The 22534-nt window shown below is 60.0% G+C and carries 23 protein-coding genes; 20 read left to right on the forward strand and 3 right to left on the reverse strand.

From position 1 onward, the window contains the following. The 18 genes from ybaL to AC1DK3_RS15670 all read left to right on the forward strand — a co-directional run bounded on the left by ybaL (window position 1) and on the right by AC1DK3_RS15670 (window position 17678). A complete protein-coding gene (ybaL, locus tag AC1DK3_RS15585) occupies window positions 1-1662 on the forward strand; it encodes a YbaL family putative K(+) efflux transporter (protein WP_477193165.1) in 1662 nt (553 codons plus the stop codon). Between the two features lie 48 nt (window positions 1663-1710). Further along, window positions 1711-1929, forward strand: a complete 219-nt coding sequence (locus AC1DK3_RS15590; protein ID WP_477193166.1) for a hypothetical protein — start codon at window positions 1711-1713, stop codon at window positions 1927-1929. 414 nt (window positions 1930-2343) lie between these two features. Continuing rightward, entirely contained in the window at window positions 2344-3366 is a 1023-nt protein-coding gene (locus AC1DK3_RS15595; RefSeq protein ID WP_477193167.1) for an agmatine deiminase family protein, read from the forward strand. Beyond that, window positions 3367-4227, forward strand: a complete 861-nt coding sequence (gene aguB, locus AC1DK3_RS15600; protein ID WP_477193168.1) for an N-carbamoylputrescine amidase — start codon at window positions 3367-3369, stop codon at window positions 4225-4227. 203 nt (window positions 4228-4430) lie between these two features. Next, window positions 4431-6836 (forward strand): TonB-dependent receptor plug domain-containing protein, encoded by a 2406-nt coding sequence (locus AC1DK3_RS15605; RefSeq protein WP_477193169.1) that lies wholly within the window; start codon window positions 4431-4433, stop codon window positions 6834-6836. 15 nt (window positions 6837-6851) lie between these two features. After that, complete coding sequence (locus tag AC1DK3_RS15610; RefSeq protein WP_477193170.1) at window positions 6852-7061, forward strand: TOBE domain-containing protein; 210 nt, start codon at window positions 6852-6854, stop codon at window positions 7059-7061. Between the two features lies 1 nt (window position 7062). Next, window positions 7063-7590 carry a hypothetical protein gene (locus AC1DK3_RS15615; protein WP_477193171.1) on the forward strand — a complete coding sequence of 176 codons (528 nt, stop codon included), beginning with the start codon at window positions 7063-7065 and terminating at the stop codon, window positions 7588-7590. A 65-nt stretch (window positions 7591-7655) separates the two neighbouring features. Continuing rightward, complete coding sequence (locus AC1DK3_RS15620) at window positions 7656-8375, forward strand: site-2 protease family protein (RefSeq protein WP_477193172.1); 720 nt, start codon at window positions 7656-7658, stop codon at window positions 8373-8375. A 77-nt stretch (window positions 8376-8452) separates the two neighbouring features. Continuing rightward, window positions 8453-9235: a hypothetical protein gene (locus AC1DK3_RS15625; protein WP_477193173.1), complete on the forward strand. Its 783-nt coding sequence runs from the start codon at window positions 8453-8455 to the stop codon at window positions 9233-9235. Window positions 9236-9464: 229 nt separating this feature from the next. Then, a complete protein-coding gene (gene typA, locus AC1DK3_RS15630) occupies window positions 9465-11303 on the forward strand; it encodes a translational GTPase TypA (protein WP_477193174.1) in 1839 nt (612 codons plus the stop codon). Window positions 11304-11416: 113 nt separating this feature from the next. Beyond that, window positions 11417-11674, forward strand: a complete 258-nt coding sequence (locus AC1DK3_RS15635; RefSeq protein ID WP_477193175.1) for a hypothetical protein — start codon at window positions 11417-11419, stop codon at window positions 11672-11674. A 293-nt stretch (window positions 11675-11967) separates the two neighbouring features. Then, window positions 11968-13263, forward strand: a complete 1296-nt coding sequence (locus AC1DK3_RS15640) for an ATP-dependent DNA helicase (protein ID WP_477193422.1) — start codon at window positions 11968-11970, stop codon at window positions 13261-13263. Between the two features lie 260 nt (window positions 13264-13523). Then, complete coding sequence (locus tag AC1DK3_RS15645; protein ID WP_092868809.1) at window positions 13524-14000, forward strand: phasin family protein; 477 nt, start codon at window positions 13524-13526, stop codon at window positions 13998-14000. A gap of 154 nt (window positions 14001-14154) precedes the next feature. Then, entirely contained in the window at window positions 14155-14661 is a 507-nt protein-coding gene (locus AC1DK3_RS15650; RefSeq protein WP_477193176.1) for an N-acetyltransferase family protein, read from the forward strand. A 139-nt stretch (window positions 14662-14800) separates the two neighbouring features. Then, window positions 14801-15334 carry an inorganic diphosphatase gene (gene ppa, locus AC1DK3_RS15655; protein ID WP_477193177.1) on the forward strand — a complete coding sequence of 178 codons (534 nt, stop codon included), beginning with the start codon at window positions 14801-14803 and terminating at the stop codon, window positions 15332-15334. Window positions 15335-15468: 134 nt separating this feature from the next. Beyond that, entirely contained in the window at window positions 15469-16266 is a 798-nt protein-coding gene (gene dapB, locus AC1DK3_RS15660) for a 4-hydroxy-tetrahydrodipicolinate reductase (RefSeq protein WP_477193178.1), read from the forward strand. Window positions 16267-16310: 44 nt separating this feature from the next. After that, window positions 16311-16985 carry a 2,3-bisphosphoglycerate-dependent phosphoglycerate mutase gene (locus AC1DK3_RS15665; RefSeq protein WP_477193179.1) on the forward strand — a complete coding sequence of 225 codons (675 nt, stop codon included), beginning with the start codon at window positions 16311-16313 and terminating at the stop codon, window positions 16983-16985. 63 nt (window positions 16986-17048) lie between these two features. Beyond that, window positions 17049-17678, forward strand: coding sequence for a DUF4337 domain-containing protein (locus AC1DK3_RS15670; protein ID WP_477193180.1), 630 nt, complete (start codon window positions 17049-17051; stop codon window positions 17676-17678). Here the strand turns inward: AC1DK3_RS15670 and AC1DK3_RS15675 are convergent. After that, window positions 17658-18737 carry a M23 family metallopeptidase gene (locus AC1DK3_RS15675; protein WP_477193181.1) on the reverse strand — a complete coding sequence of 360 codons (1080 nt, stop codon included), beginning with the start codon at window positions 18735-18737 and terminating at the stop codon, window positions 17658-17660. The two genes, AC1DK3_RS15670 and AC1DK3_RS15675, sit on opposite strands and share 21 nt — an antisense overlap. Before the next feature lie 121 nt (window positions 18738-18858). Between AC1DK3_RS15675 and leuB the strand changes: the two genes are divergently transcribed. Continuing rightward, window positions 18859-19974 (forward strand): 3-isopropylmalate dehydrogenase, encoded by a 1116-nt coding sequence (leuB, locus tag AC1DK3_RS15680; RefSeq protein ID WP_477193182.1) that lies wholly within the window; start codon window positions 18859-18861, stop codon window positions 19972-19974. A 124-nt stretch (window positions 19975-20098) separates the two neighbouring features. Here leuB and AC1DK3_RS15685 read toward each other — a convergent pair whose 3' ends face one another. Further along, complete coding sequence (locus AC1DK3_RS15685; protein ID WP_477193183.1) at window positions 20099-20551, reverse strand: hypothetical protein; 453 nt, start codon at window positions 20549-20551, stop codon at window positions 20099-20101. Between the two features lie 270 nt (window positions 20552-20821). On the opposite strand from AC1DK3_RS15685, the gene AC1DK3_RS15690 reads away from it, so the two are divergent. After that, on the forward strand, window positions 20822-21850 hold the full coding sequence (locus AC1DK3_RS15690; protein ID WP_477193184.1) for an aspartate-semialdehyde dehydrogenase: 1029 nt from the start codon (window positions 20822-20824) through the stop codon (window positions 21848-21850). Here AC1DK3_RS15690 and AC1DK3_RS15695 read toward each other — a convergent pair. Then, window positions 21847-22350: a MarR family winged helix-turn-helix transcriptional regulator gene (locus tag AC1DK3_RS15695; RefSeq protein ID WP_477193185.1), complete on the reverse strand. Its 504-nt coding sequence runs from the start codon at window positions 22348-22350 to the stop codon at window positions 21847-21849. The genes AC1DK3_RS15690 and AC1DK3_RS15695 overlap by 4 nt on opposite strands. Window positions 22351-22534 lie beyond the last annotated feature (184 nt).

Genomic DNA, 22534 nt, shown 5'->3' on the forward strand with positions numbered 1-22534 from the left:
ATGCCTCACGAAACACCCCTAATTGCTACGATCGTCGTCGGCCTGAGTTTGGCCTTCATATTTGGAGCGATAGCGCAGCGTCTCCGCGCTTCGCCGCTCGTCGGATACCTTCTTGCAGGCGTAGCGCTCGGCCCGCGAACGCCCGGTTTTGTTGCTGATCAGACGATCGCCTCCGAACTCGCGGAAGTCGGCATCATCCTATTGATGTTCGGCGTCGGACTGCATTTCTCGATGAAAGATCTTTGGTCGGTCCGCGCAATCGCGATTCCGGGCGCAGTCGTGCAGATCGTCGTCGCGACGCTGCTCGGCTTGGGCCTTTCGCTTCATCTCGGCTGGCAGCCGGGAGCCGGCATCGTTATGGGCCTCGCGCTCTCCGTTGCGAGTACCGTCGTATTATTGCGAGCGATGCAGGCGAGACGGCTTCTCAATACCGAGCGTGGCCGCATCGCCGTCGGATGGCTCATCGTCGAAGACATCGTGATGGTTCTGACGCTGGTGCTGCTGCCGGCGCTGCTCCCAATGTTCAACGTCGCCACGGGGGACGTACCGGTAAGCAATGCCGAGAGCTTCAATCTTCTGAAGACATTTGGGGTGACCGTACTCCAGATCGTCGCCTTCGTCGTTCTGATGCTCGTCGCTGGCCGCCGAATTATTCCTTGGATTTTGCATTACGCTGCCCACACCGGGTCGCGAGAGCTGTTCCGCCTGGCCGTGCTCGCGATTGCGCTCGGAACGGCCTTCGGGGCGGCCAAGCTGTTCGGCGTGTCGTTCGCTCTCGGCGCCTTCTTTGCTGGCATGATCCTGAGCGAATCGACGCTCAGCCAGCAGGCAGCATCTGAAACGCTTCCGCTGCGCGATGCCTTTGCCGTGTTGTTCTTCATATCCGTCGGCATGTTGTTCGATCCGGCCATTCTCCTCCGCGATCCCCTTGCTGTCATAGCGACGCTGACGATCGTCATCGTCGGCAAATCGGTGGCGGCCTACGGGATTGTTCGCGCATTCGGATATCCCGCCGCGACTGCACTCACGATTTCCGTCAGCTTGGCGCAGATCGGCGAGTTCTCGTTTATTCTCGCTGGGTTGGGCGTCACACTCGGCGTCTTGCCCGAGCTTGGCCGTGAACTCGTCCTGGCCGGCGCCATCGGCTCCATAATGCTGAACCCGCTTCTATTCTTTGCGCTCGACCGGTATGAGGAAAAGCTCGAAAAGCGTGAGGCGGCGAACGCGCCTCAGCCCGCACCGCCCGTCAAAATCGAAAAGACGACGTTGCAGGACCACGCCGTATTGATCGGCTACGGCCGCGTAGGACGTCCTATCGGCGAAATACTGGAACGACGGCATATACCGATGTACGTCATCGACGAGAACGATGACGTCGTGAACAAGCTCAAGGAAAAGAAGGTCGAAGCGGTCGCGGGCAACGGCGTGGCGCTTCTCAAATTTGCCAATCTGCAGCAAGCGAAATGTCTGCTCGTCGCCATTCCCGACAGCTTCGAAGCAGGGCAAATTGTGGCCCAGGCGCGGGCGGCGAACCCCGGGTTGCCGATCATCGTGCGAGGTCATTCCGACGCTGAGGTAACGCACCTCCAAGCTTGTGGCACAAATATCGTCATCCAAGGATCACAGGAAATCGCCGACGCAATGGCTGCACGAGTTCCGTGACGACACTAAATTCTGAACCGGTATGAAGTTCAAATAGAGGTTGAGACCATGATCGTCATTACAAGAAACGGCGAGACGACGGTGCTCACTGGCTGGCGCGAATGGGCAGTCAAGTTTGTGGTATTCGTGGCGGCGGTCCTGCTGTTCGCCGTCATGGCATTCCTGATGCTCGGCATCGCGGTAACGATCGGCGCCATCGCGCTCATCGTCATCCCCGCGCTGATCATCGTCGGCCTGTTTGCATCAATGTTCAGCAGGCGCGTCTGACGCCTTCGCACTGGCGCAGCCGGAACGAAAAGACCGCACGCTGACGAGTTAACGATGCGTTAAAGAATCAATAGGCATTCTACGTTTAACGGGACCGGCTGGCTCCGATGGCGTCAGGGCGTCTCACTCGGCACGCGCCCCATCATCGGCAGCCGCTCCCGCTTTTTTTCAGGCGCTGTATTTTATGGCTCCTTGCATGTGGTCCCAGTCGTCCAGGCCCGCTTCTGCCCTTCGGCCACCCGATACCGTCATCTCAGCATCGTCATCATCGGCTAGGCACCCCTCTCCCGCGCGATTTTACGGTGTGACGCACCTCCTCGGCCATCTCTGGTCTTGACGAGGGGGTCTCGATCCCCGACATCGCGTGCTCGATCATAAAATGCGTCTCGAAACGATAATTGTGAGGACCTGAGAATGAACGTAGCGGACGGAACGCCGGTGGTGACGCCCGCCGAATGGGCGCCTCAAAAGGCGATTTGGACCGCATGGCCGGCCGATCCCGATGAGTGGCGCGGCGATCTCGAAACGCCCCGTCGCGACGTGGCGGCGCTCATCCGCGCGCTCAGCATCGCCGGCAACAAGGTCCGGCTTCTCGCGAACGGCGAAGAAGCGCGCAACTCGGCGCTCGCAGCACTCGGCAATGCCGCCGAAATCATCCCCGCGAAGTACGGCGATATCTGGCTGCGCGACACCGGCCCGATTTTCGCACAGAGCGGGAACAGCGCCGTTGCTCTTCGCTTCAAGACGAACAGTTGGGGCGGAAAATACGATCTCCCCGATGACGCGACCGTCGGCGACGACGTTGCCGAGCTTGCGAAGACGCCGATACGCCGTTTTGATTTTGTGCTCGAAGGCGGCGCCGTCGACCACGACGGAGAAGGCACGATCCTGACGACGCGGCAGACGTTGCTCAACCCCAATCGCAATGGCTGGACGAAAGAAGCAGCCGAACAGGCGCTCGCCGAAGCCTTCGGCGCGAAGACGGTCATCTGGATCGATGAAGGCCTCAAGAACGACCATACCGATGGCCACGTCGACAATATCGCTCGCTTCGTCGCGCCCGGCCGCGTCGTCTGCCAGGAGCCCGCCGGCCCCGACGATCCGAACGCCGAAACGTTGAACGCCATCGCGACGCGCCTTGAAGCCGCGACCGACGCGCTCGGTCGCAAGCTCGAGGTCATTCGCATTCCGGGTGTCGGCCTTTACCGCAACGCCCTTGGAGACGTTTCGCCGGCTTCCCATATGAACTTTATAATCGCCAACGATGTTGTCGTTGTGCCGATTTATGGAACCGCGACCGAGGCAGACGCTCTCCAGGCTTTGCAGGCTGTTTTTCCCACACGCGCAGTTGTTGGCGTATCGTCTCGCGGTTTGCTTGGCTGTGGACTGGCCGGCGGCGGATCATTTCACTGCATCACACAACAGGAGCCCCTGTAGATGGCGCGACGCTCGATCACGGTCGGCAGCATTCAGACGTCCTACGGACACGATATCAAAATCAATATCGCCAAGACGGAAGCGCTTGTCCGCGAGGCCGCTGACCGCGGCGCGGAAATTATTCTGCCGTCCGAGCTGTTCGAAGGCATCTACTTCTGCACGCGCCAGGAACCGAAGTGGTTTGAAACCGCGCATCCGGTGATGGAGCATCCGTGCGTGATCGCACTCCGCGAGGTTGCGAAGTCGCTAAAGGTCGTCATCCCGATATCGTTCTTCGAGAAGGACGGCCCCCGCTACTACAACAGCATCGCGATTGCCGACGCTGACGGCGAAATTCTCGGCGTCTATCGCAAGAGCCATATTCCGGATGGTCCCGGCTACCTGGAAAAATATTATTTCCGGCCGGGCGATACCGGCTTCAAGACGTGGAATACGAAACGCGGCAAGATCGGCGTCGGCATCTGCTGGGACCAATGGTACCCCGAAAGCGCCCGCGCCATGGTTCTCCAAGGCGCCGAGATATTGTTCTATCCGACCGCGATCGGATCGGAACCCTATGATCCGTCACTGGACACGCATCTGCAGTGGCAGCGCGCGATGCAGGGCCACGCCGTTTCGAACTCCATACCGATCGTTGCAGCCAATCGCATCGGCGAGGAAGACAACGACGGCGTGAAGCAGAAATACTACGGCCACTCTTTCATCTCGGACCACCGCGGCGAACTCGTCCAGAAATTCGGTGCCGAAGACGAAGGCGTTCTCATTCACACCTTCGATCTCGACCTCATCGAAACATATCGCGCCGAGTGGGGATTCTTCCGCGATCGCCGCACCGACCTCTACGCAAAGAGCATCATCTGAGCTGACGAGACCGCGTCGCAATTCTGCCGCTTCGCGAGCAACGATAAATCTCGCCTGACGTCCGATTTGCCCGCTCCGCGCCGATAATAATCGGCGCGGACATTTCCGCTTGCGCAACGTTATAGCTTTGTGACTATATAGCCCGGAAACTATAACGGACGATCGGTGCGGGGGCACCGCGTAAGAACTCAATTGGGGGGAAGATGTCGCGGATTGCGTTGGCCGCCATAGCGGCCGTGTGCGTTGTCGTGGTTGAATCACATCAAGCAGAAGCACAACAGGCGCCGACACCAGGTGGCGATGTAACGGCCGACGAGGCCTCGGTTCTGCCACCTGTCGTTGTGCAGTCCCCGACCGAACCGATCGGTCGACGCGCGAAGCCCAGACCATCATCACAAATTGTGAAAGCCTCCCCGTCCGGCACGGCGCAAGAAAACACCGCCGACGCGAGTGAAGGATCTGCCGGAGGCGCAAGTCCTACCGGCTCAACGTCAGGATCGGGCGGACCCGCCATCGGCGTGTTTACGCTCGGCCAGATCGATATGATCGGCGGCAGCACCGTCACCAACGAGGCAATGTGGACGTTCAACAAGAACTCACTCGATCAGGCCGTCAACCTGTTGCCGGGCGTGTCGTCGACCAACTCCGGCGGCAGCCGCAACGAAAAAGATATCTTCGTGCGCGGCTTCAACCGCTATCAGGTGCCTCTGTCGATCGACGGCGTGCGCGTTTATCTGCCGGCTGATAACCGGCTCGATTTCAGCCGCTTCCTGACGCCGGACCTTGCTGAAGTCCAGGTTGCGAAAGGTTATGTCTCCGTCCTGAACGGTCCAGGCGGCGAAGGCGGCGCGATCAACCTCGTCAGCCGCAAGCCGACGAAGAAAATCGAACTCGAGGGCCGCACCGGACTCGTCACCAACGGTGATCTCAGCAGCCTCAATTCCTGGAATGCTTACGCCTACGCCGGCACCCGTCAGAAGGGCTACTACGCCCAGGTCAGCGGCAACATCGTCGACCAGGACCACTTCAATCTCTCGCACGACTTTAAGCCCGCCAATTTCTCGACCCTTGGCTATAACCAGGGCGTCGCGGCGGGCTTCCCCTATCAGAGAAGCGGCGAACGCGATCGTTCTGACTTCCGCGATTGGCGCATCAACGCCAAGGTTGGCCTTACGCCGAACGCGACCGACGAATACAGCATCAACTACACCAATCAGCAGGGCGAAAAGAGCGCGCCGCTGAGCGTCGATCGGCAGATCGTGCAGGGCTACTTCAACGGCAACACGGTTCGCTATTGGGATTGGCCGCAATGGGATACGTCATCGCTGTCGTGGCTGTCGAAGACGAAACTCGGCGATGCGTCCTACATCAAGACCAACGCCTACTATAACACCTTCCAGAACTCGATCTCGTTCTATCCGAACGCGACCTATACGAACCAGTTCACCGACAGCCCGTACGATGACTATTCCTACGGTGGCTTCGTCGAGATGGGCACCGACCTTATTCCGATGAACACGCTGAAGGGCGCGATCCACTTCCGTCGCGACTTCCACAACGAGCAGAGCATCAACTACAAATATGTGCCGGCCTACTCAACGACACTTGATCCCGCGAAACGGCAGTCGGAAGAAACGTGGTCATTCGCTCTCGAGAACACGTTCCACGCAACCCGCTCGCTCGATATCGTGACGGGCACCAGCTACGACACCAACCAGGTTCTCGACGCCAACGGCGGCACAGATAAGCCCGACGTCGATGCCTGGAACTGGCAAGCCGCAGCGATCTACAGCTATAGCGACACCGGCAAGGTCCACGCCGACGTTTCAAGCCGCACGCGCTTCCCGACGCTGTTCGAGCGCTACAGCACGCGCTTTGGCTCGAAGACGGCAAACCCCGACATCGCTCCCGAGCGCGCAACCAACTACGAAATCGGTATCAGCGAGACCGTGTTCCGGAATGTCCACGTATCGTCGGCGATCTTCTATGCCAACATCGACGACAGCATTCAGAACGCCTTCTCAGGCGGCGCCAACAGCAAGAACTCGATCATCGGCTTCAACGCCGACGGCTATAACTATGGCTTCGAACTGTCGGCCGACTGGGACGTGATGCCCGGCCTGCGGCTCGGCGGCAACTACACATATCTCGAGCGCCACCTCGACTTTGACTCAGCAACGCTCTCCCCGGGCTCGACGACGACGGAGTACAATTCAGTCGCCGCCACGCAGCTCGAAGGCACGCCTCGGCATAAGGCTCTCATCTATCTTGCCTGGAAAGCCACCGACAGGCTGACGTTGACGCCGAGCGTCGAACTCGCGACCGACCGCACGGCCCTCGTCACCAGCTGCTCATCGACGCTTGTGAATACGACAGGTGCGGCCAACGCGACCGGCAACTGCGGTAAGACGAGCGGTTACACCGGCAGGCCGAACTACATTGATCTCGGCGCCTATGCTCTGGTGAACCTCCAGGCTGAATATACGTTTACCGAGGGCACCTCAATTGCGCTTGGCGCCATGAACTTGCTCGATGAAAATTATTCTCTGGCAGATGGTTTCCCCGAGCCAGGGCGGCAGTTGTTCGCTAATGTGCGGGCTCGCTTCTGACGAAGAGGAATTCGCATGAAGATCAGTGCAAGAAACGTCATCAAAGGAACGATCGTCGACGTCCATAAGGGCGCGACGACCTCCCACGTTCGGATCGACGTCGGCGGCGGCACCATCGTGATGGCCTCGATCACCAACGAGGCCGTTGATGACCTCGGGCTCGTCAAAGGCATGGCAGCGTCAGCTGTGATCAAAGCGACCGACGTCATGGTGATGGTAAACTAGCATGAGAAAATTCGGATTGTTGCCCATCGCTGCCTGTACTGTCGTGCTGGCAACGGCATCGACGGCTTTTGCTGCAGAAACCGGGGGCTGCGATAGCTTTCCCTGGCCGATCAAGACCGAACTCCAATGGATGAAGGCTGCGGACAGCGACGCCTTAAAGTCTGGCGCAAAACTTGCCGAACCACCCGCAAAAGCCGTGACGCTTTCGCTCGAACCGATGAGCGCCGTGGTTTTCCCCGTTGCGCCGACAGGCAGACTGAAACCGGAAGGCGACGTCTACGGCGGCATCGTCGATTTCCAGAGTCCGAGCAGCGCACCTGGCCTGTATCAGGTCACGCTCCAATCCCCCGGCTGGATTGACATCGTGCAGGATGGCAAGTCCTTGAAGCCGACAGCACACAGCGGCAAATCTGATTGCGATGGCGTCAGAAAGACACTTCGCTTTAATTTGGATGCCACACCGTTTACCGTCCAATTCAGCAACATTAAAAAGGACTCGATCAAGTTCGCCATCCGGCAAGCCGAGTAGAGGCCGGGGCGATAGGCGATAAGAGTCTGAAGGATTTTTCCACTCGGCGGATTGGCAGGGCTGACATGAATTACCTTGCCGATACGCCGAGACTGGAAATCTTCCGCCTCGCCGGAATTCCGATCAAGGTCGACATCACGTTCGCCCTGGTGCCGCTATTCCTGATCGGCATCTTCCAGCAATCGCCGGTTGCCTTCTCAGTCCTGGTGGCCGGAGTATTTCTGTCAGTGCTCCTCCACGAAATCGGTCACGCTATCGTTGCCCGGCTTTTCGCCGTTCCAGTCGGTGAAATTCTTGTCGGCGGGTTCTACGGCTGGACCCGGATGCTCCGCCCGCCCCCGTCCAAGCTCGCAAACATCATCATCCTGTTTGCGGGCCCCCTGACCAACGGGCTGATCTTTCTTCTGTGCTGGAATGCTCTCGGCCAACCCGATGTCGGCTTCAATGGCCGCTTCGGCCCGATCGATCCGGCACCATGGCTCGAAGACAGTCCGTGGAAGTTGCAAGCCGCGCTGACGCTCGGCGGCATCAACCTGGCGATGCTCGTCTTCAATCTGCTTCCGGCCTTTCCGCTCGATGGCGGCAGGATCTATCGGGACATGCTGGGCGCGATACTGCCCGAAGCGGGTGCCGTCCGCACAATTGCCCTGCTCGGTGTCGTCGTCGGGTTATGGGCCGCTTTTATCGGCTTTCGCATCAATCTCGTGATGCTGCTGATCGGCGCTCAGATCGCGATCATCAACTGGTCGATCCTGAAGCAGCCGGCCGACGGGGAAAATAATTAGCGGGCGGCATTTGCAAAAGACCGGCTTCTCCGGGCATATCTCGCGCGCAGCGTCGCGCCCGCCGGAGTTTTGATGTCATGACCCGCGTCTCCGTCAACCGCACGCTCTCGCGGCTGTACTGGCTGCTCGCCGTCGTCTTGGCTTTGCTGCTCGTGTCGAAGTTCGCCGACGACATTCCGGGCCTGCCGCCCTTTGTCGTCTCCGCCGCCAGCAACGTTTACGAATTCATGCGCGACATGTCGTTGCTGATCGCGACGGGCGGCGTCGCCTATATTTCCAACGTCTTCCAGAAGCGGTCGAATTTCATCGATAGCCTCGAAGAGGAATGGCGCAACATCGTGCGGACGAAGTCCGTCCTGCTGTCGACCTGTGAAAAGCCTTATCTCGCGACCGACGATTATCTCGCGGCGTATTACCGGATCAGCGAGACGATCGACACGATGCGCATCGTCTATCGCAACACCGGCGAGACCGATGGCCTGATCGGCCTTTATCCCTACGCGCCGCTCCATGACATGCGCCGGGCGCTTCAAACGCTTGACCCAAGGGTCACGCCGGAGGCATCGAACGAGAAGAAGGCACTCGTCCGCGATGCGATCTTGCAAGCGTTCGCGGCACTTCGTGAAACCTTCCTCGAAGAGCTCGACCTGGAAGAGCCGCAGCATCCGCTGTTGATCCCCGGAAGCCGCCGCCTGAAGACCCCGGGGGCCGCTGTCTCGGCGCTCGTCGTCGCGGAAAACCAGCGTCGGCGCCTTGAGCGCGAACCCTCTCCGCGGCCCGATATTGACGAATTTCTAACAACCCTGCGGACCGAGGAAGAGACCCCAAAACCGGCGACTGAAACCGTCCCCGTCCGCTAGCTCGGCCAGCGACGTTCTGAGCGATCTAATCGGGTTGGATATGCGCCTCTGCGGCACCACATAACAAATATCGTGCCAAGGGGCGCCATGTCGGGCTTTCCGACTGTTAAGCCGCACCCTAGATTTCCGAAGCTGCCTAGCCCAGCGCCGTGCCGCCATGCTACGTGCGAGCCCTATATTGCGCCGCAGTGGCACAGCCCGTGGCGCTCATCCATAACTCAGGTTTGAAATGGCCCTTCGCAATATCGCGATCATCGCTCACGTTGACCATGGCAAGACGACACTCGTCGACGAGCTTCTGAAGCAGTCCGGCTCCTTCCGGGAAAACCAGAAGGTCGCCGAACGCGCGATGGACTCGAACGACATCGAACGCGAGCGGGGCATCACCATCCTCGCCAAATGTACGAGTGTTGAGTGGAAAGGTACCCACATCAACATCGTCGATACGCCCGGTCACGCCGACTTCGGCGGCGAGGTCGAACGCATCCTCAATATGGTCGACGGCGTCGTCGTGCTGGTCGACGCCTCGGAAGGCCCGCTGCCGCAGACGAAATTCGTCGTCTCGAAGGCCCTGAAGCGCGGCCTCCGCCCGATTGTCGCGATCAACAAGATCGACCGCCCGGACGAACGGCACCAAGACGTTTTGAACGAAGTCTTCGATCTCTTCGCCAACCTCGACGCGACCGACGAGCAGCTCGACTTCCCCATTCTTTACGGCTCAGGCCGCTCGGGCTGGATGGCGCGCGATCCAGCGGGTCCGCAGGAAAATCTGGCGCCGATGTTCGATCTCATCCTCGAGCACGTGCCGCCGCCGGCTGTCGATGACGGCCCGTTCAGCATGCTAGCGACGACACTGGACGCCGATCCCTTCCTTGGCCGTATTCTCACGGGTCGCGTCACGTCGGGGACTGTGAAGCCGAACCAGGCGCTCAAAGCGCTCGACCGCGAGGGCAAGGTTCTCGAGCAATTCCGCGTTCAAAAAGTTCTGGCCTTCCACGGCCTGGAACGCACCCCCGTTGAATCCGCAGGCGCCGGCGACATCATCGCGCTCGCAGGCATGAGCTTGGCGAACGTCGCCGATACGCTCTGCGATCCGGCCGTTACCGAACCGCTCCCTGCCCAGCCCGTCGATCCGCCGACGCTGTCGATGACGTTCCGCATCAACGACGGCCCGTTTGCCGGTCAAGAAGGCGACAAGGTTCAAAGCCGCGTCATCCGCGATCGCCTCCTGAAGGAAGCGGAGCGCAACATCGCCATCCGCATCGAAGAAAACGAAGACAAAGACAGCTTCATCGTCTCGGGCCGCGGCGAGCTTCAGCTCGCGATCCTGATCGAAAACATGCGCCGCGAAGGTTTCGAATTGACGGTCTCGCGCCCGAAAGTCGTGATCAAGACTGATCCCGAAACCGGCGAACGATTGGAGCCGATCGAGGAAGTCATCGTCGACGTCGACGACAACTACACCGGCGTCGTTGTGCAGAAGCTCTCCGAGCGCAAGGGCGATTTGCTCGAAATGCGCCCATCAGGCGGCGGACGCACGCGCATGGTATTCCATGTCCCCACGCGCGGCTTGCTCGGCTATCAGGCAGAGCTGCTGTCCGACACCCGCGGCACCGGCATCATGAACAAGCTGTTTCATGACTATAAGCCCTTCAAGGGCGAAATCATGGGACGCCGCACCGGCGTTCTGATCTCCAACAGCCCCGGCGAAGCCGTGGCCTATGCCATCTTCAACTTGCAGGACCGCGGCCCCTTCATGGTCAACCCGCAGGACCGCGTTTACGAAGGCATGATTGTCGGCGAGCACTCGCGCGAGAACGATCTCGAAGTGAACGTCGTCAAGGGCAAAAAGCTGACGAACGTCCGCGCCTCCGGCAAAGACGAAGCTGTGCTCCTGACGCCGCCGATGCGCCTCACGCTCGAAAAGGCGATGAGCTACATCACGGACGAAGAGCTGGTCGAAGTGACGCCGAAGAACATCCGTCTGCGCAAACGTTGGCTCGACCCGAATGAGCGCAAGCGCCAGAGCCGCAAGAGCGATGCCGACCGCGCGAGCGGCGCTGCGTAAACTTGCTTTAACAATATTGTGACAATCCGGCCGAACACCGCAGCTCGGCCTTGTCCATTCGCATCCCGCGCCCAAGTGAAAGACTTCTGAGGAAAGAACACAGGAGTTTTTCGATGAAGCAGCTCATTTTCGCGGTGTGCGCGGCATGCGCGCTATCGGTCCCCGCATTTGCAGATGCGCCTCTGTCCGACGATGAGGCCAAGCGGGCGACCGCTGCAGCCGCCGCATGGGGATGCGAAGGCGGCAAATGGGAAAAGGAATCCGAAGGCACCGGCGTTTACGAGCTCGATGATGCCAAATGCAAAGAGGGCGGCCAGTACGACTTGAAGTTTGATAAAAACTTTAAGCTGATCGACATGAGCGCCGACTGACATCGCAAACTCATTGAATGACATTACGGGCGGCTCTTCGGAGTTCCGCCCGTAATTTTATCGCCATCAGCGATCGCGGCCCATATCAAGCCCCTCCAGCAAACCCGGCGCGCGCCGCATCTCTCGGAGCGCCGATTTGACTTATGAGTTGACGTTTGGTTTGACTGCCGGGCGCCAATTCGGCGTCACCGGGGCCCAATTCGGGCGTCACGGGGCAATGGGCCGAACCACCTGACAATGCCTCCTTCCATCGACACCTCATTGGAGACGGCCACCGACAGCCGTTGGCTGCAGTGATCGACTGGCCCAACGGCGTAACGCCGACACCGGCCTTCGAGCGTGCGGCCGCCTTCATGGAAGAAGAGACCGGCAACCTGTTCGTCACCGGACGCGCCGGAACCGGCAAGTCGACACTGCTTAAAGCGCTGCGCGACGCCTACGAAGACCGCATGGTCGTGCTCGCACCGACGGGCCTCGCCGCGATCAATATTGGCGGCCAGACCATCCATTCATTCTTCGGCTTTCCGCCCCGGCTCATCCAGGAAAGCGACATTCGGCGAAGCCGCAACGGCCGCGTGATGCGCGAACTCGATTTCGTCGTCATCGACGAAGCCTCGATGGTCAGATCCGATATGATGTGGGCCATAGACCGCTCGCTGCGCGTCAACCGCGGACGCCCGCGCGAGCCCTTCGGCGGCGCGCGCATCTTGCTGTTCGCCGACCTCCATCAATTGCCGCCGGTCATTCAGGAGCGCGAAGTCCTCACGCATCTCGTCGAAACGCACGGAAGCCCATTTTTCTTTTCGATACCGGCGCTCAGGGAAGGAAACGGCACGGCGCTTCTCGAACTCGACCAGATCTTCCGCCAGACCGACGACGCGCTGATCCATGTGCTGAACTCCGTGCGCGAGGGCAGCGTCAGCGACGACGATCTCGCCTTCATCAATAAGCGCGTCAGCCCGATCCGCACGCTCGCCGAAGGCGAGCCCTATGTGATACTGACGACGACGAACGCAGCCGCCAAGCGCATCAACACCGCGTATCTCGAAGCGTTGAAAGGCCAGCCGACGCGTTTCGACGCGAATATCACCGGCGACTTTGCAACGAACGTCCAGCCCGCCGACGTCGCTCTCGAGCTGAAGGTCGGCGCCAAGGTGATGATGCTGAGAAACGATCCCGACAGGCGTTGGGTCAACGGCACGATCGCCCGCGTCTCGCGCCTGACGGAAAAGCAGATCTTCGTCGAAGTTTCAGGCAAGGAATACGAAGTCGAGCAGGTCGCCTGGGAGCATCGGCGTTATGCCTTCGATCAATCCGCCGAAAAGATCGTCGAGACGATCGCGGGGACGTTCAAGCAATTCCCGCTTCGCTTAGCTTGGGCGCTGACGATTCACAAAGCCCAGGGGCTGACACTCGATAAGGTCTATGTCGACCTCGGCGGAGGCACGTTCGCGCACGGCCAAACGTACGTCGCGCTTTCGCGCTGCCGGACGCTCGAAGGACTGGCTTTGGCCCGCCCGCTGACGCGCCGTGACGTTATGTTCGATCCCAGCGCGATCGGCTATCGCGATGTTTTTTCAAAACTTTGACGCATTTGAAATGGGCATCTACCTTCGCACGTGCGAACAACAGGGTAGGGGATAACTGCCCGTCCAGGTCGGCGTTTAACCATATTTGAGGCATAAGGACGCGCTTTAGGCACTGAAACGCGCATTTCTTGAAGTGCGAAGCAAAAACATATTGCATCGCACAATGACTTTGCATATATATCGAGCACTGGTTTCGCCATCGGGCGCCAGCCCTTTTTGGAAGTCGCACTCGATTTATTGAAAAATTAGGAGTCACCCCAATGACCGATGCTTTCACTCGCCAAGTTCAAGACTTCACCAAGCAGGCTCAAGAGATGTTCACCGCTGGCAAGGACGCCAAGGTTCCTGAGAACATTTCCGCGTTCGCTGAGGATGCAATCGCGAAATCGCGCGACGCCTATCACAAGTTCACATCCCTCGCGAAAGACAACGCCAAGGTCGCCGAGGAAGTCCTGTTGACGACCCAGGCCGGCGCTAAGTCGATCGGCGAGAAGATCGTTGCGAACACGCTTGCCAACACGGAAGCCGCTTTCGAAGCCGCCCAGGCTATGGCACGCGCCCGCACGTTCCCGGAAATCGCACGCCTTCAGGCAAACTATTGGCAGCAGCAGTTCGCCGTTGCGGGTTCGCAGTCGAAGGAGCTCTTCGAGCTTTCGAACAAGGTCACCAAGCAGACTCTTGAAACGGTTGGCGCCGCGACGACGAAGTCGTTCGAGCAGTTCAAGAGCGTCGGCTAAGCACTTGAGTATGATGACGGCCGCCTCTAAGGCCGGTCGAGTGGGGCACTTCTGTCGAAAACTGGACGCGGGACACTTGTTCCGCGTCTTTTTTATTTGGGTCGCGGTCAGAACCGCTGATGCGTTTTACCCGTCTTGGCGCTAGACTATTGGTATGCTGAACCAGAGCCTCAAGGTTTCTGTCCGCAACGCCCGGCCTGCCGACGCAGGGGAGATCGCTCAGGTTTTCCGCGATTCATGGCGGCTCGCGTACACCGGCATCCTCCCATCTCTCCATCTCGAACGAGAAATTATGCGCCGGGATGCCACTTGGTGGCGTCGCGCGATCGCGGCCGAACGAAATCTGCTCGTCGCTCTGCACGGCGACACCATCGCAGGCTATGCAACGTGCGGGCGCGCTCGTGGCGGGGGCCGCGACGGCGGCGAGATTTACGAACTCTACTTAACGCCCGTTTACCAAGGTCTCGGCATCGGCGAACACTTGTTCGAAGCCTGCCGCGCGACGCTCGACGGCCTCGACCTGGAGCGCTTGATCGTCTGGGCGCTCGAAGGCAATGACAGGGCCCGAGCCTTCTACATCCGCCGCGGCGGCCGCCCGACGCGCCGGTCCTGCGTCCGATTTGGCAAAGTCCTCAGCACCCGCATCGCGTTCGAGTGGTAAAGGCACCATTGGCCTATGGCCAGCGGGCTGCTTTTGCCGCATGTGATGCTTGCAGGCTGTGACCTAAGCGGTCCTGGAACCGCCGTTCTTCCACGCGAAGTCCGGCCGCAAACGAAACGATTTAATTTGAGGTCCACCCATGCGTCTCGACGCAATCAGCCCCGGCAACATGCCGCCGGATGATATCAATGTCGTAATTGAAGTGCCGGTCGGCGGCGAGCCGATCAAGTACGAGATGGACAAGGCGTCCGGCGCTCTCGTCGTCGATCGCTTCCTCTACACGCCGATGCGTTACCCCGGCAATTACGGCTTCGTCCCCCATACATTGGGATGTGACGGCGATCCGATCGACGTTCTCGTCTGCAACACGCGCGCAATCGTACCGGGCGCAGTCATCAACTGCCGGCCCGTCGGCGTTCTCGTGATGTCGGACGACGGCGGCGGCGACGAAAAGATCATCGCGGTGCCCTCGAGCAAGCTGACGAAGCGCTACGACACCGTGACGACCTACACCGACCTTCCGAAGATCTCCATCGAGCAGATCGAGCACTTCTTTGCCCACTACAAAGACCTCGAGCCCGGCAAATGGGTGAAGATCGATCACTGGGGCCACGCCGACGAAGCCAAATCGCTCATCGTGGATGCCCTGAAGCGCGCCAAAACCCCCGCTTAAAGGATTTAACGTCGATTGCTCGCCGTTAAGGGCCTCAATCCGGTAATTATCCCGGACCTGCCCTTTACGGTCGAGCAACCGAATTGCTATATCCGCCCGGCTGAACGGCTTACCTTCGAGCTACCGGAGACGACATGAAGATCGCCGTCATGGGCGCGGCCGGCCGAATGGGCCGCGAACTGATCCGCGCGATCGCCGCCGAACCCGGCTGCAGCGTTAGCGGCGCCACCGAAACGCCGGGCTCCTCGGTCCTTGGAAAGGACATCGGCGAACTCGCGGGGCTTGAGCACCTCGGCATCGCGGTGACGAGCGACGCCGCCGCCGTTATCGCTGGAGCCGACGCCATCGTCGATTTCACCATTCCGAAAGCGAGCGTGGAATTTGCCCGGCTGGCGGCAAGCTCCGGAACAGCCGCTATCATCGGCACGACCGGCTTCGACGCAGAGGGCCTGGCCGCGATTGCAGACGCCGCAAAGCGGACGCCGATCGTCAAGGCTGGAAACATGAGCCTTGGCCTCAACCTCCTGCAGGCGCTGACACGCCAGGTGGCCGCCGCGCTCGGGAACGACTACGACATCGAAATTGTTGAAATGCATCACCGGGCGAAGATAGACGCCCCGTCCGGAACGGCCTTGATGTTGGGAGAAGCCGCTGCCGCTGGCCGCAAAATCGCGCTCGAAGATCATTCTGTTCGCGTCCGCGACGGACATACCGGTCCCCGCCGGGCAGGCGATATCGGGTTTGCAACATTGCGCGGAGGCAGCGTCGTCGGCGATCACACGGTGATTTTTGCTGGCGAGGGAGAGCGTATCGAACTCACCCATCGCGCAGCTGATCGAGGGATTTTTGCCCGGGGCGCAGTGAGAGCGGCCCTTTGGTCAAAAGGCCGCGCGCCGGGTCTCTACGCGATGACCGACGTGCTGGGTATCTAATCAAGGCAATTGCCGAACGCTGCTGGAGACGCCGGGATGAAGATATGACGGACGCTCTGACAGACAACATTCTCGTGCTTGTCCGCCACGGCGAGAGCGAGTGGAATAAGCTCAATCTGTTCACCGGCTGGCGCAATCCGGATCTGACGGAAAAGGGCGTGATCGAGGCGCGGGTGGCGGGCCGGATGATCCGCGACCACCGCGTCAAGTTCGATATAGCTTTCACGAGCTCTCTGAAGCGCGCGCAGCGCACGCTCGATATCATCCTGTCGGAGCTTCACCAGCCCGATGTGCCGATCATTCGCAACGCCGCTTTGAACGAGCGCGACTACGGCGCGCTCTCCGGCCTGAACAAGGATGAGGCGCGGAAGAAGTGGGGCGAATCCCAGGTCCAGCTCTGGCGCCGCTCCTTCGATATCGCGCCGCCCGATGGCGAAAGCCTGAAGGACACGCTCGCTCGCGTGCGTCCCTATTACGATAACGTCATCTGGCCGCAAATCACCGCGAGCAAGAACGTGATCATCGTGGCGCACGGCAACTCGCTTCGATCCCTCGTGATGATCCTGGAAAATCTGTCGAAGGATGAAATCCTCGAACGCGAGCTCGCGACGGGCGCTCCAATTCTTTACAGACTCGGGGCAGACGGCAAGGCAATCGACCGCAAGGATCTGCTTCCGGCGCGCTCGCTTGCGGCGCCCCCTGAGGATCGTATTGTCTAAGGCTCGGACCGCATCGACTAAGGACCGCTTTATCTAAACAGTGCTGATCGACCGGGGGGTGAGATGGCGTTGCAAGAACTCAGTGGCGACGCGGCCGCAGAAGGCGTCAACCGCGAAAGCACAAGCGACCACATCGTAAAGACCCGAGAGAAGCTCATCGGCGTCTATGTCGGCATTCTCGCTGTCCTTCTAGCCATTTGCAGCCTCGGCGACAGCAACTCCCAGCAAGACGCGACCCAGCACAATATCGCCGCCGCGAACGTCTGGTCCTTCTTCCAGGCCAAGAATGCGCGCCGCCAGTCACTGCGGCTTCACGTCGACGAATTCGATGTGATGCTGAAGTCGACGCCCGCGATGCCGGACGACGCCAAAAAGCTGATCGAAGCAAAAATCGCCGACTACAAGGTTCTGGATAAGCAGCTCACTTCCGATCCGGATCGGGGCGAAGGCCTCGACGAACTCTTCGCGAAGGCCAAAGCCCTTGAAGCCTCGCGTGACGAAGCCCTGAAGCGCGGCCCCTATTTCGACTACGGCCAAGCGCTCCTGCAAATCGCGATCGTTCTTGCTTCCGTTGCGCTGATCTCGGGCGGCAACTTCCTCCTTTACGTAAGCTTTGTGCTCGGCGGCTTCGGTGCGGTTCTGACCATCGGCGGCTTCACGCTGCTCGTTCCGCTACCGGGCTTCCTGTCGTGACGGCACGGATGGCTCGGGCCCAGACGTTTTTGAACCGGGCGCCCCAGCGAGATCGAAGCTGACGAGGTTCGTCGCGATCACGCCTTTATCGCGAATGAGCTCCACGCGCCCGCTGTAGTGTCCCGCGGGCCAAGTGTCCAAGAGGCGGCGTTTGCCTGCAAAAGCAACGTATGTCGCCTTATCGCGCTCGAGCGGAGCGGCACTCTCGTCAAAAATCTCACTCCCCGGCCCCGAGGCGACGAAACGCACGAGGTCGCCTTTCATCAGGTTGATGAATCGGCCGAAGAGGATGATCGCGGGCGATGACGCCGTCAGCGGAACGACGTCGCGATCGTTGATCTCGAGCGCCTCGACAGTCGGCGGCGCGCCTGCGAACGCCGCGCCGATCAATTCACCGTTTTTATAAGGGAATGCCGCAGCAGCCGCCGGCTGCCACATCCCGGGACCGCGAGCATTGGGATCGCATTTTCCGTCTGCAGCATCGGGGAGAAAAGGATCGACGATTTTCCCGTCGTGACGAACGCTGATGTGGACCTGTGCAAAGTCCGCCATGCCGGAAAATCCGGCCTCGCCCAGCTGATCGCCGCGCTTGACGGTCTGGTCCTTGGCGACGCGCACACTGCCCTGGCGCATGTGGCAATACTGGGTTTCCCAGCCGCCCCCATGATCGAGAATGACGCCGTTGCCGCATTCGCGGCCCGCAACGTCTTGCGGCTTTGCCTTCTTGAAGAAAACGTCCGCGACCCCGTCCCTCACCGCTTTGACAGTGCCATCGGCCGACGCGAGGACGGCCACCGGCGGCTGCGTAGCGGCGGCCGAGAGCAGGCGGAAATCGACGCCGCTGTGCTTATCGTAAGTGGCCCGGCCGCACATGTAGTCCTTGGCGGTGCGCCCAGGGTCGATATCGACGTAGTTCTGAATGAAACAGGTCTTATGGGGCTGGCAGGCAAGCGGCAGCGACAGCTCCGGCCGGTCCTCTGAAGCCGCGCCTCCGGTCAGAAGGCCTGTCAGCAGAAGTCCTAATGCCGCCGAAGCGGACCGACACCGTCGAAGCTGCATATCACCCCTCTGCGCCAAAGTGCCGTTTTCCGCGGCCGGGAGCTTGCCGCGCGCCTGTCCAAACGCTAGCACTCCCCCCGACTGATTTCCCCTCCTGAGTTGGACCAAGGATTGTTAACCGATGACGACGCACACCCTACTTTTGCTCCCTGGCGATGGCATCGGCGTTGAAACAATCGCAGAGGTCGAACGGCTCATCGGTTTCTTCAACAGCAAGAGCAATGTCGTCCGCTTCTCGGTTGACCGCGATCTCGTCGGCGGCGCGGCATACGACGCGCACGGCGTCGCGATCACCGACGAGGCAATGGCGAAGGCGGAAAAAGCCGACGCCGTGATCTTCGGCGCCGTCGGCGGACCGAATTGGGCAAACGTTCCCTATCAGCATCGCCCGGAAGCCGGCCTCCTGCGCCTGCGGAAAGATCTCGATCTCTTCGCCAATCTTCGCCCGGCGATCTGCTACCCCGCGCTCGCCGACGCTTCGAGCCTGAAGCGCGAGCTGGTCGAAGGCCTCGACATCATGATCGTGCGCGAGCTGACAGGCGGCGTCTATTTCGGCGAGCCAAAGGAAATCGTGACGCTCGAGAACGGCGAGCGCCGCGCAGTCGACACGCAGGTCTACACCACGCATGAAGTAGAGCGGATCACCAAGGTCGCTTTCGACCTCGCACGGAAGCGCAACAACCTCGTGCATTCGGCCGAAAAGCACAACGTCATGCGGACCGGCGTGCTGTGGAAGCAGGTCACGACCGACGTCCATAAGTCTTATGCGCCGGACGTAAAGCTCGAGCACATTCTCGCCGACAATTGCGCGATGCAGCTGATCCGCAATCCGAAACAGTTCGACGTCATCGTCACCGACAATCTCTTCGGCGATATCCTGTCCGACGAAGCAGCCATGATGACGGGCTCGCTCGGCATGTTGCCGTCAGCCTCGCTCGGTGCTCCCGATCCCAAGACCGGCCGCCGCAAGGCGCTTTACGAGCCCGTGCATGGTTCCGCGCCCGACATAGCCGGCCAAGGCCTCGCGAACCCGATCGCGACGATCGCCTCGTTCGCGATGGCGCTTCGCTATTCGTTCGACCTTGGCACCGAAGCCGATCTCGTCGAGAAGGCGATTGCGGGCGTCCTCGATAAGGGCCTCAGAACCGGCGACATCATGCAGCCCGGAATGACCAAGGTCGGCACGAGCGAGATGGGCAAAGCCATTGAAGCAGAACTGAAGTCGCTCGCCGCCTAATCGCACTTCACAAGGTGCTCTAGATCCCGGCTCTCCGCGTTGCGACAGCCGGGATGACAGCAGAAGAACGAAGAAACGTCACGCGCTTGGCGGTCGGCCCGCGGAACGCGATCGCCAAGCGCAATTAAACAGCCGGCTCGTCTTGGCAGGCGCTTGGCAGGCCCTGAATGGCCCCGCGAGCAGTCCAGCGCGGCTTGCCGTCGCCCGGACCCGGCGCTGCTTGTTCCGTCCGCGAAACGAAATAAAATTCGTAGCAGTTCGTATCGACTTTCGCGACGCGGTAGCACCCGCCCGTCTCGTCGAAATCATAGATCGTGCACAGCGTGCCTTGGGTGATCGACCAATGCCCGCGGAGCGACATCGCGGCTTCGACGTAGTTGAGCCGCCCATCGCTGCCGTAGTGTTCGGTGAAATGCTTGCCGTTCGCGTAGCGGCCGTCGAGCGTCGCGTCCTTGAACCGCTGAAGCTCCGCATCGTCCAGCCACGCGCTGATCGCCAAGCTGGATGGCGAGAATGCTGGAGCAGTAAGCACAAGCGCCCCGATGGCAAACATCGTAAGCGTCTTCAACGGATTCACGGGTGGTCCCCCTTTTCCTTCTGTCGCGAGCGGCGAACAGTTGCCGCTACTAAAGACATAAAATGTTTCCTTCGCGGCCGCGGACGCTTGGACGGGATGTCTCGACCCTCATTTTCCGTATGCGAAGTTCAATTAAGACCGCGTGCACCTGCCATGCCTCGACAATCCTTGAAAATCTTGGGCTGGCCGAGTATGTGAACGCCCAGGAAGACATGCGTCGCGCGAGCCAAGCTCGTAGATAAAAACCAAGGTTTTCAAGGACATAACGTTATGGGCTATAAGGTCGCCATCGTCGGCGCCACGGGCAACGTAGGCCGCGAGATTCTGAATGTGCTCGCGGAACGCAAATTTCCCGTCAGCGAAATCCATGCTTTGGCATCGCGCCGTTCGATGGGCACAGAGGTTTCGTTCGGCGATCGCGTCATCAAATGCCAGGATTTGGAAACGTTTGACTTCACCGGCGTCGACTTCTGCTTGATGTCGGCAGGATCGACCGTTTCGAAGGAATGGTCGCCGCGTATCGGCGCACAGGGAACGATCGTCATCGATAACTCGTCGTGCTGGCGCTACGACCAGGACGTGCCGCTCGTCGTGCCGGAAGTAAATGCCGACGCGATCCGCGGTTTCACGAAGAAGAACATCATTGCGAACCCGAACTGCTCGACGGCTCAGCTCGTCGTGGCGCTGAAGCCGCTTCACGATGCAGCGAAGATCAAGCGCGTCGTCGTTTCGACCTACCAGTCCGTCTCCGGCGCCGGCAAGGACGCGATGGACGAACTTTGGCAGCAGACCAAAGGCAAGTACGTGCCGGGCCAGGAAGTCGATCCGAAGAAGTTTCCGAAGCAGATCGCCTTCAACTGCATTCCTCACATCGACGTCTTCATGGAAGACGGATACACGAAGGAGGAATGGAAGATGCTCGCCGAGACCAAGAAGATCTTGGACCCCAAGATCAAGCTGACGGCGACGTGCGTGCGCGTTCCGGTATTCGTCGGCCATTCGGAATCAGTGAACATCGAGTTCGAGAACGCGATCAGCCCCGAGGAAGCCCGCGAAATTCTGCGCGCTTCACCCGGCATCGTCGTCATCGATAAGCGCGAGCCCGGCGGCTACATCACGCCTGTCGAAGCGGCCGGCGAATTCTCGACGTTCGTATCGCGCATCCGCGAAGACGCGACCGTCGAAAACGGTCTCGCGATGTGGATCGTCTCCGACAATCTGCTGAAGGGCGCTGCTCTCAACGCCGTGCAGATCGCAGAGACGATCGTCAATCAGCGGCTCGTACCGAAGGCCGCTTAAGCTCCACGCCGCTGAGTTGAGGGAGCGTCTGCAGATTTGCCGGCGCTCTCTTTTTCTCTCAGGCGGTTGAGCGTCTGAATGATCGCCCCGAGATCCTGGAGAAACCGGTCTCTTTGCGATGCGGGCAGGCCCGACAGAATGCGCTCGTCGACCTTGCGAGCAAGCGGATCGCGCGCTTTCAGAACTTTCGCACCCTCATCCGTCACCTTGACGGCATAGGCTCGCGCGTCGTCCCTCGTACGGCGGCGTTGAAGCAAGCCCTTCTTGAGCATGCGGCGGACCACGTCCGCCAGTGTCGAGCGGTCGATGCCGGTCAGCTCTACGAGCTGAGTCTGGCTGACGCCCTCATTGTTGGCGACCGTCAACAAGATGGCATATTGGCGAGGTGTTAGATCATCCTCGCCAAGTTCACTTTGGAAGATGTCAGCCGCACATTGTCCGGCTCTGTGTAGAAGGTGCAAAGGCGACCGTTCAAGGCGGTTGATTGTATCGCGTGCCATTCCATGCCCCAGTACATTCCACCCATCTTCCCCCCGAAAGATTCATCGAAGTTCCAAGACTCAAAAATCCTGGCTCAGCGATAAGGCGAAATGATCAAACCTAAAGTTTAGTCCGGTAGTTCCTGCCAAGAAATACCATGCGGAGTGCTCCGTCCAGTGAAAAGGGAAACGGCGTTCAAAAATT

It is taken from the genome of Hyphomicrobium sp. 01T421 (genome assembly GCF_056398805.1).

Bases quoted from the DNA above. Each gene is read 5' to 3' on its own strand.
- AC1DK3_RS15620 (WP_477193172.1), top strand. From the start codon at position 7,656: ATGAATTACCTTGCCGATACGCCGAGACTGGAAATCTTCCGCCTCGCC.
- aguB (WP_477193168.1), top strand. From the start codon at position 3,367: ATGGCGCGACGCTCGATCACGGTCGGCAGCATTCAGACGTCCTACGGA.
- AC1DK3_RS15665 (WP_477193179.1), top strand. From the start codon at position 16,311: ATGACGGACGCTCTGACAGACAACATTCTCGTGCTTGTCCGCCACGGC.
- AC1DK3_RS15595 (WP_477193167.1), top strand. From the start codon at position 2,344: ATGAACGTAGCGGACGGAACGCCGGTGGTGACGCCCGCCGAATGGGCG.
- AC1DK3_RS15615 (WP_477193171.1), top strand. From the start codon at position 7,063: ATGAGAAAATTCGGATTGTTGCCCATCGCTGCCTGTACTGTCGTGCTG.
- AC1DK3_RS15695 (WP_477193185.1), bottom strand. From the start codon at position 22,350: ATGGCACGCGATACAATCAACCGCCTTGAACGGTCGCCTTTGCACCTT.
- ppa (WP_477193177.1), top strand. From the start codon at position 14,801: ATGCGTCTCGACGCAATCAGCCCCGGCAACATGCCGCCGGATGATATC.
- AC1DK3_RS15635 (WP_477193175.1), top strand. From the start codon at position 11,417: ATGAAGCAGCTCATTTTCGCGGTGTGCGCGGCATGCGCGCTATCGGTC.
- AC1DK3_RS15605 (WP_477193169.1), top strand. From the start codon at position 4,431: ATGTCGCGGATTGCGTTGGCCGCCATAGCGGCCGTGTGCGTTGTCGTG.
- typA (WP_477193174.1), top strand. From the start codon at position 9,465: ATGGCCCTTCGCAATATCGCGATCATCGCTCACGTTGACCATGGCAAG.
- AC1DK3_RS15625 (WP_477193173.1), top strand. From the start codon at position 8,453: ATGACCCGCGTCTCCGTCAACCGCACGCTCTCGCGGCTGTACTGGCTG.
- dapB (WP_477193178.1), top strand. From the start codon at position 15,469: ATGAAGATCGCCGTCATGGGCGCGGCCGGCCGAATGGGCCGCGAACTG.
- leuB (WP_477193182.1), top strand. From the start codon at position 18,859: ATGACGACGCACACCCTACTTTTGCTCCCTGGCGATGGCATCGGCGTT.
- AC1DK3_RS15590 (WP_477193166.1), top strand. From the start codon at position 1,711: ATGATCGTCATTACAAGAAACGGCGAGACGACGGTGCTCACTGGCTGG.
- AC1DK3_RS15645 (WP_092868809.1), top strand. From the start codon at position 13,524: ATGACCGATGCTTTCACTCGCCAAGTTCAAGACTTCACCAAGCAGGCT.
- AC1DK3_RS15675 (WP_477193181.1), bottom strand. From the start codon at position 18,737: ATGCAGCTTCGACGGTGTCGGTCCGCTTCGGCGGCATTAGGACTTCTG.
- AC1DK3_RS15690 (WP_477193184.1), top strand. From the start codon at position 20,822: ATGGGCTATAAGGTCGCCATCGTCGGCGCCACGGGCAACGTAGGCCGC.
- AC1DK3_RS15670 (WP_477193180.1), top strand. From the start codon at position 17,049: ATGGCGTTGCAAGAACTCAGTGGCGACGCGGCCGCAGAAGGCGTCAAC.
- AC1DK3_RS15650 (WP_477193176.1), top strand. From the start codon at position 14,155: ATGCTGAACCAGAGCCTCAAGGTTTCTGTCCGCAACGCCCGGCCTGCC.
- ybaL (WP_477193165.1), top strand. From the start codon at position 1: ATGCCTCACGAAACACCCCTAATTGCTACGATCGTCGTCGGCCTGAGT.
- AC1DK3_RS15610 (WP_477193170.1), top strand. From the start codon at position 6,852: ATGAAGATCAGTGCAAGAAACGTCATCAAAGGAACGATCGTCGACGTC.